This is a genomic window from Cryobacterium sp. MLB-32 (assembly GCF_000738085.1).
In the GTDB taxonomy this organism is placed as follows: Bacteria; Actinomycetota; Actinomycetes; order Actinomycetales; family Microbacteriaceae; genus Cryobacterium.
This window is the reverse complement of sequence record NZ_JPRS01000077.1, coordinates 1-7,919: the sequence shown is the minus strand read 5'-3', so window position 1 is coordinate 7,919 and position 7,919 is coordinate 1. Positions and strand designations below refer to the sequence as shown.

6 protein-coding genes are annotated in these 7,919 nt (G+C 63.6%); 3 read left to right on the top strand and 3 right to left on the bottom strand.

All coding sequences use genetic code 11. The features are described 5' to 3' along the window. Positions 1 to 312: 312 nt before the first annotated feature. The 3 genes from JF66_RS09820 to JF66_RS09810 form a co-directional block, all read right to left on the bottom strand. Positions 313 to 2,673, bottom strand: a complete 2,361-nt coding sequence (locus JF66_RS09820) for an excinuclease ABC subunit UvrA (protein WP_035877439.1) — start codon at positions 2,671 to 2,673, stop codon at positions 313 to 315. Continuing rightward, positions 2,670 to 4,547 carry a prolyl oligopeptidase family serine peptidase gene (locus tag JF66_RS09815; protein ID WP_369797988.1) on the bottom strand — a complete coding sequence of 626 codons (1,878 nt, stop codon included), beginning with the start codon at positions 4,545 to 4,547 and terminating at the stop codon, positions 2,670 to 2,672. The genes JF66_RS09820 and JF66_RS09815 overlap by 4 nt, the downstream gene beginning before the upstream one ends. A gap of 167 nt (positions 4,548 to 4,714) precedes the next feature. After that, entirely contained in the window at positions 4,715 to 5,479 is a 765-nt protein-coding gene (locus JF66_RS09810) for an SDR family oxidoreductase (RefSeq protein ID WP_035877437.1), read from the bottom strand. Between the two features lie 132 nt (positions 5,480 to 5,611). On the opposite strand from JF66_RS09810, the gene JF66_RS09805 reads away from it, so the two are divergent. From JF66_RS09805 to JF66_RS09795, 3 genes are read left to right on the top strand one after another with little or no spacing between them, the layout of a single operon-like run. Next, a complete protein-coding gene (locus JF66_RS09805; protein ID WP_035877436.1) occupies positions 5,612 to 6,085 on the top strand; it encodes an NfeD family protein in 474 nt (157 codons plus the stop codon). Next, complete coding sequence (locus tag JF66_RS09800; RefSeq protein ID WP_035877435.1) at positions 6,082 to 7,023, top strand: SPFH domain-containing protein; 942 nt, start codon at positions 6,082 to 6,084, stop codon at positions 7,021 to 7,023. Before JF66_RS09805 ends, JF66_RS09800 begins: the two co-directional genes overlap by 4 nt. A gap of 3 nt (positions 7,024 to 7,026) precedes the next feature. Continuing rightward, complete coding sequence (locus JF66_RS09795) at positions 7,027 to 7,791, top strand: glycerophosphodiester phosphodiesterase family protein (RefSeq protein ID WP_035877434.1); 765 nt, start codon at positions 7,027 to 7,029, stop codon at positions 7,789 to 7,791. Positions 7,792 to 7,919 lie beyond the last annotated feature (128 nt).

Sequence of the window (7,919 nt, the reverse complement as noted above, 5' to 3'; positions counted from 1 at the left end):
TTGATTCTTGCACCAGTTGCATGATCCGCACAAACACGGAGCACAATGTGACTTCAACCCACGAGGAACACATCGCCTCAGCATCATGCGCGCCAACTGGATCACGTCAGCCGCGCCGGGGAAATGCTGATCAAGAGCCAGTTTCCGCCGCCACTGGATAATCACACGATGCCGAAGGGCGAGGAGGGCCAAATCGTGCATCTGTTGGAATAATACCTACTCCTATTGACATAATGTGCATTATCGGTCACGACCGTCAGGCGAGCTCATCACTGTCGGTGAACTCGCCTGCGCCATGATGTGCGCCCATGTTCAGGCACCGACGTAGGTCGCCAGATGCTGGCCCGTGATGGTGGATCGATCCGCGACAAGGTCGGTCGGTGTTCCCTCAAAGACGAGCCGTCCGCCGTCATGGCCAGCGCCGGGTCCCAGGTCGATGATCCAATCGGCGTGGGCCATCACGGCCTGATGGTGCTCGATGACGATGACGGACTTTCCGGAGTCGACAAGCCGGTCCAGCAGCCCAAGCAGATTTTCCACGTCGGCGAGGTGGAGGCCGGCGGTCGGCTCGTCCAGAACGTAGACATCGCCTTTCTCGGCCATGAACGTCGCGAGCTTCAGCCGCTGCCGCTCGCCACCGGACAGCGTCGGAAGCGGCTGTCCCAGGCTGAGATAGCCAAGGCCGACATCAACGAGTCGGAGCAGCACGGCATGGGCGGCCGGTATGCGCGCCTCCCCCACCCGGAAGAACGCCTCGGCCTCGGTGACCGACATCCTCAGCACCTCGCTGATATCGTGCCCACCCAGACGATACTCGAGCACGGACGCCTCGAATCGCTTGCCCTCGCAGACCTCACACTCGGTCGCCACGCCCGCCATGATGCCCAGGTCGGTGTAGATCACGCCGGCCCCATTACAGTTGGCACACGCGCCCTCAGAGTTTGAGCTGAACAGCGCCGGTTTCACGCCGTTGGCCTTCGCAAATGCCTTGCGAATGGGATCGAGCATCCCCGTGTACGTGGCCGGGTTGCTCCGCCGAGACCCTGTGATTGCGCCCTGATCGACGGTCACGACCCCCTCCCCACCGGACACGGAGCCCTGAATCAGGGAGCTTTTCCCCGAGCCGGCGACACCGGTCAGCACGGTCAGCACGCCCAGCGGAATATCCACATCGACATTGTTCAGGTTGTGCGTATCGGCCCCGCGTACCGCCATCATCCCCGAGGCGGCGCGAACGGACGGTTTCAGCGATGCCCTGTCGTCAAGGTGACGCCCGGTCAACGTGCCGCTGGCGCGGAGCCCCTCCACGGTCCCCTCGAAGACGAGCTCACCACCGGCAAAGCCGGCTCCGGGGCCGAGGTCGACAACATGATCCGCGATCACGATCATTTCGGGTTTATGTTCCACGACGAGCACCGTGTTGCCCTTGTCTCGCAGCTGCAGAAGCAGGGTGTTCATGCGCTGGATGTCGTGCGGGTGCAGGCCGATGGACGGCTCGTCAAAAACGTAGGTGACGTCGGTGAGGGACGACCCGAGGTGTCGAATCATCTTCGTGCGTTGCGATTCCCCGCCCGACAGGGTGCCCGAGGGTCGGTCGAGGGACAGGTAGCCCAGTCCGATCTCCACGAAGGAATTCAGTGTGTCCTGAAGCGCCCCCAGCAACGGCGCGACACCGGGTTCGTGCACTGTCCGCACCCAGCCGGCGAGGTCGCTGATCTGCATCGCGCACGCGTCAGCGATGCTCCTCCCGGCAATCGTTGATGACCGTGCGCCCTCGTTGAGACGAGTGCCCTGGCACTCGGGGCACACGGTGAAGGTCACGGCCCTCTCCACGAAGGCCCGGATGTGCGGCTGCAGCGCGTCGATATCCTTGGAAAGCATGGACTTCTGGAGCTTGGGGATGAGTCCCTCATACGTGAGGTTGATGCCACCGACCGTGATCTTCGTCGGCTCCTTGTGCAGCAGATCATGCATTTCCTTCGTGGTGAAGGCGCTGATGGGCTTGCTCGGGTCGAAGAATCCGCATCCGGTGAAGATGCGACCGAACCAGCCATCCATGCTGTAGCCCGGGATCGTGAGCGCGCCGTCGTTGAGGGACTTGCTGTCGTCGTAGAGGGCGGTCAGGTCGATGTCGGTCACGGATCCGCGCCCCTCGCAGCGGGAACACATTCCCCCGGTGATGCTGAACGTCCGACGTTCCTTGACAGTCCGTCCCCCGCGCTCCATTGATACGGCGCCGGAACCGCTGATCGACGCGACGTTGAAGGAATAGGCCTGGGGCGAGCCGATGTGCGGCTGGCCGAGCCGGCTGAACAGAATGCGGAGCAGGGCATTGGCGTCGGTGGCCGTGCCGACGGTGGAACGCGCGTTCGCGCCCATCCGCTCCTGGTCCACGATGATCGCGGTCGTCAGGCCGCTGAGCACATCGACGTCCGGCCGCGCCAGCGTCGGCATGAAGCCCTGCACGAACGCGCTGTAGGTTTCGTTGATCATCCGCTGCGACTCTGCGGCAATTGTGCCGAACACGAGCGAACTTTTGCCAGAACCGGAAACGCCCGTGAACACCGTGAGACGACGCTTGGGAATGTCGATGGAGATGTCTTTGAGATTGTTCTCACGCGCGCCCTGCACGCGGATCACATCGTGACTGTCCGAGCTGCGCGGTGCGCTCATCGCGTCGCCGTCACGGAGTCAGGGTGGCTGTTGGCGCCCGTGGGCAGGTGACGCGCCCACCACTCGAGAATCATCTCAAATCGCTGCAGCCGGTGCCGTGGACGCCCCGTGCGGCTCAGCTCGTGGTTCTCCCCCGGAAAGATGACGAGTTCGGTGGGGACGCCGACCCGGGTGAGCGCGGCATAGTATCGCTCGGCCTGCGAGAGCGGGCACCGGTAGTCCTGCTCGGAGTGCAGGACCAGCGTCGGTGTCGTGACCCGACCGACGACGGCCTGAGGGCTTTGTCTGGTCACCTGTTCCGGCTCACGACCGACATATTCTTCGCCGAAGAAGTCGCCGATGTCGGAGGTGCCGACAAAGGCCTCCGGGTCCAGGAATCCGCGCTCGACGATGGAAGCGGCGAAGCGATGGTCATGCGCGATAGTCCAGGCCGTCAGGTAGCCGCCGTACGAACCACCCATGATGCCCACCCGAGCCGGATCGAGTGCGTCGGACGATGCCAACGCGCCGTCAAAGAAATCCAGGACGTCGGTCATATCGACCGTGCCCATGGCCTGGCGGATCGCACGTCCGTGAGCCTGACCGTAGCCGGCCGACCCACGCGGATTGCAGAGAACGACGGCGTAGCCCGCGTCGACGTACACCTGTGCCTCGTCGAGAATCGCCACGGTGTACTGGGCGAACGGTCCCCCGTGAATGGTGAGCAGAACCGGATGCGGCCCCGGGCCTTCCGGGGTGAGGATCCAGCCGTGCACGGCGTGGCCGTCCCCGGCCGCGAACACAGTCTCCACGGGAGTCGACAGGCCACGTTCCCTCAGCTCTGCGGAAAAATCCGTCAGAATTCTCGGTTCGGATCCCGCAAGCATGAGCTCGCCCGACGACCGGGCGTGCTGTACCGCGACGATCACGGTGTCACCGACCACATCGTGGGCAGATGCAACGAGCGACCCCGGCAGAATCGAGGACACGATGGCATCGTCGGCCCTGTCCGGATCGATGCTCACGAGTTCTACTCGCCCGCGTATCGTCCTGTGCGCGAGAATGAGCCCGCCGTCCATCGCGCTGAGGCCTCCGCTCGGGTCGAGATCGACCGTCTCCGGATCGGTCAGCCGACGAACGCCGCCGCCCGATCCCATATCCAGCAGATAGGCGGAGGTATTCCGGGCGACAAAATCCCTGCCGCTCTCACCGACGTCGGTTGCCAGGAAACCCATGCTGTCTGCAGATACCCACCCCACGGACGAGACAGCCAGGTGGGATCGCGCATCGAGCACGCGTACGGGTTCAGCGGCGGGCCCCAGCGCAAACCTCCAGACCTCGGAACAGAGGTCCTCGTCGCGGCGGGCGTGACGCGCGGACACCGTGAGCACGGTGGCGCCGTCCGGCGATATCGCGAGGCCGGCATGGTCGTACTCCCCCGTGCTGAGCTGCCGGGCTTCGGGGATGGTCATGCCCGAATGCGAGGAATCCGAACCGAGTGCGGCCGCCGCGATGGCGGACCCTGGCTCCGCCCACACGTTCGGGGCGGTCACGACGAACACATGCGTGCGCCGATCGGTGGTGTAGCCGACCCCGTTTGCACGGTAGCGCCGCGTGAGGATTCGGCGGGCCGGCTCAGCTTCAGCGGTCACCCCGGGAATGGTGCCGTATCGGCCACTTTCCGGTACCCGGGCAAGGAAGACAATATCGTGGGATCCCGGACGCCACCGGAATTCACTGACGCCCAACGGCGCATCCGTCACCTGCACGGGTTCCCCACCCACGGCATCGACCACATAGACCTGGCCTCGACCGACTGGACCGCGGCGCACAAAGCCCAGGAGTCGCCCATCGGGTGAGAACCTCGGCAGCGAGTCGTTATGGCCGCGCGTCACCCGACGAGGCTCGTCGTCACTCCGTACGGCGACGGACCAGAGCTGACCCACGTAATCGTCGGAATCCAAATCAGGCCGCTGGACGGACACCACCGCCCGAGACCGATCCGGATGGATTGACGGACGAGAAACAGACCACAGCACGGCAATGTCGTGAGCTTTCACGGCTACACGGCGGTGAAACCGGTGACGTCACCGACATAGCGCGTGTTGTTCTCCGGCACGGGGTCAACCGCCGCCTGAACGATTTCGGCCGCGAATTCGCTCACGTTGTAGAGACGACCCGCGGCTTCCTTGCGGAGACCGAGCGCACCGGGGTTCGAGCGTTCCAAGAGGGTCGCGGTGATCGTTCCTTCGATCATGTCGCCGGAGACGACGACGAAGCCGATGCCGGCGTCCTCGAGCTGCGGGATGAGGGACCGGAGAGCATCTTCCCCGGCGCGCTTGCTGCGGGCAACGGGTTCGTACTCCGGCATTGTCGGCGTGGTGTCAATAAAGTGCGCCTGGTGGCTCGTGACGAACACGACGCGGGCCGTGTCTTCGAGGACGGGAAGAGCGGTCGTCAGCAGGTTGATCTGGGCATCGCGGTTGAGGAGCATGGCGTAATCCTCCGCCATACCGCTCTCCATGCCGCCGGAAGCATTCATCACGAGGATGTCGAGTCCCCCGTATTCGGCACTGATGGTGTCGAACATGGCGGCCACGGACGCCGGATCAGTGAGATCGGCACCGACCGTGATGGCCGTTCCGCCGCTGGCCCGAATGGAGTCCGCGAGCTTGTTCGCCCTGGCCGCTTTGTTGCGGTAATTGATGACGACGCGGGCGCCTGCCTCGGCAAAGTAGCCGACCGTATCCGCGCCGATACCTCGCGATGATCCGGTGACAAGGACACGCTTGCCGTCAAGTGATCCTGCTGCAAGTGGATTGGTCACGCATGCTCCTCAAAAAGATGGCACGCTCCCTCTCGCGGGCAGCCTGCTCGACTCTGAGACTATCAACCGCACAGCAAAAACCAGCCTCCTACCTGCTAGTTTCAATAGGAGAACCCTTCGGAAGGGGGCCATGTGGACGCATTCATCGCAGATTATGCATGGATCGTTTGGCTGGTGCTGATCCTGCTCTTCATCACCTTAGAAATGGTGACGCTCGAACTCACATTCCTGATGATCGCGCTCGGGAGCATCGGGGGTCTGGTGTCCGGATTGCTCGGTGCACCCTGGTGGCTGCAGCTCGTGATCGCCGCCGCTCTCGCGCTCGTTCTGCTGTTCGGGATCAAGCCTCCGCTCCTCCGCATTCTCAAGCGCGGAGGCGATCCGACCAAGACCAACGTGGACGCCCTGCTGGGCCTGAGCGGTAGCGTCGTGAAGTCGCTCGAAGCCGCCGGCGGACTCGTCCGGCTCGCCAACGGTGAGACCTGGACCGCTCGCCTGTCCCCCGACGTTCCGCAACGTGTGATCGAGCCCGGGGAACGGATCGTTGTCACTGCAATAGACGGGGCGACCGCCGTGGTCACCCCCGCTGAAAGGACTGCTTCATGACCGATTCCGCATCGATCATCACCCAAGTGATCGTGATCATCGTGATCGTGGCTCTCGTCGTCACCGTCATCGTGACGCTCGCGAAGTCCATCCGGATCATTCCCCAGGCGAGTGCCGGTGTCGTGGAGAGGCTGGGCCGGTACCACAAGACGCTCATGCCGGGCCTGAACATCCTGATTCCCTTTATCGACCGACTCCGCCCACTGATCGACATGCGCGAACAGGTGGTGTCCTTCCCGCCACAGCCGGTCATCACCGAAGACAACCTCGTCGTGTCCATCGACACGGTCGTTTATTTTCAAGTCACGGATGCTCGTGCCGCGACGTACGAAATCAACAACTACCTCGGTGCTGTCGAACAGCTCACCACGACCACGTTACGAAACGTCGTCGGTGGGCTCAACCTCGAAGAGGCTCTCACCAGCCGAGACAATATCAACGGCCAGCTGCGCATTGTGCTCGACGAGGCGACCGGCAAATGGGGCATCCGGGTGGGACGGGTGGAACTCAAGGCGATCGACCCACCCATCTCCATCCAGGACTCCATGGAGAAGCAGATGCGTGCCGAACGTGACCGCCGCGCGCTGATCCTGACTGCGGAGGGAACGAAACAGTCCGCAATCCTGACGGCCGAAGGTGCGCGGCAGGCCTCGATCCTGGAAGCGGAAGGATTCGCCAAGGCTGCGGTCCTGCGTGCCCAGGGCGAGGCCGAAGCGATCACCACCGTCTTCAAGGCCATCCACGACGGCGACGCCGATCCGAAGCTCCTCGCGTACCAGTATCTGCTCACCCTGCCCAAGCTCGCCGAGGGAAGCGCGAACAAGCTCTGGATTGTGCCGAGCGAACTCACGGAGGCGATGAAGGGTATCGGAACCGCCTTCGGCAGCAAGGGCGGCGACGGGACCACTCCTGCCAACCCCGCACCGACCCAGGGCTAGCGGGTGCCTGACCGTCGCCCCTCCGTCTTTCTCGCCCGACCGGGATCCCGGGTTATTGCGCACAGGGGATTGGCGATTGACGCGCCGGAGAATACCCTCCTGGCGTTCCTCGCCGCTCTGTCGAATGGCGCGACCCATCTAGAAACAGACGTGCACGCAAGCCTGGACGCGGTCGCGGTCATCAGTCATGATGCGGACCTGGCCCGGCTGGGGCGAGACGTGCGAATCGACCAACTCACCGTCCGGGAACTCACGCGCGTCGATCTCGGCCACGGACAGGGCGTTCCCTCCCTCGCCGAGGCTCTGGACGCCTTCCCGGAGGCTCTGTTCAATATCGACATCAAAGCCGATTCGGCGGTCGACCCCACCGTGCGCGCCGTTCTTGCCGCCCGAGCCACGCCGCGTGTGCTGATCACGTCGTTCTCCGAATCCCGCCGACGACGCGCCGTCGACCTCCTGCCTGGGGTCGCGACATCCGCATCATCCGCCGGAGTACTGAAGGCGCTTGTCGCGGCTACATTCGCGCCCCGGAGTACTCTCAGGCACACTCTGTCGGGAATCTCCGCCGTGCAGGTTCCGCCCACGTCCGGCGTTCTGCGTATCGTCACCCCCCGCTTCGTGCGCGCGGTGCAGGCGGTTGGTGTTGAGGTTCACGTCTGGACGGTCAATGAGGTCGCCGATATGGAACATCTGCTCGATCTCGGCGTGAATGGACTGGTCACGGACCGTGCGGACATCGCCAGCGAGCTCATTTCCCGTCGAACCTGAGAGTTACCCCCCAAAACGGGGATTGCGGAAAGGTAACACACAGCTTAATGGTTTACAACTGGGTATGCATCGCGATAAATGTGATTGCATCGCGAGAGGAGACCACACAATGGCTGACCGCAGTTTGC

Coding starts and splice junctions, on each gene's coding strand:
- JF66_RS09800 (WP_035877435.1), top strand. CDS start 6,082: ATGACCGATTCCGCATCGATCATCACCCAAGTGATCGTGATCATCGTG.
- JF66_RS09820 (WP_035877439.1), bottom strand. CDS start 2,673: ATGAGCGCACCGCGCAGCTCGGACAGTCACGATGTGATCCGCGTGCAG.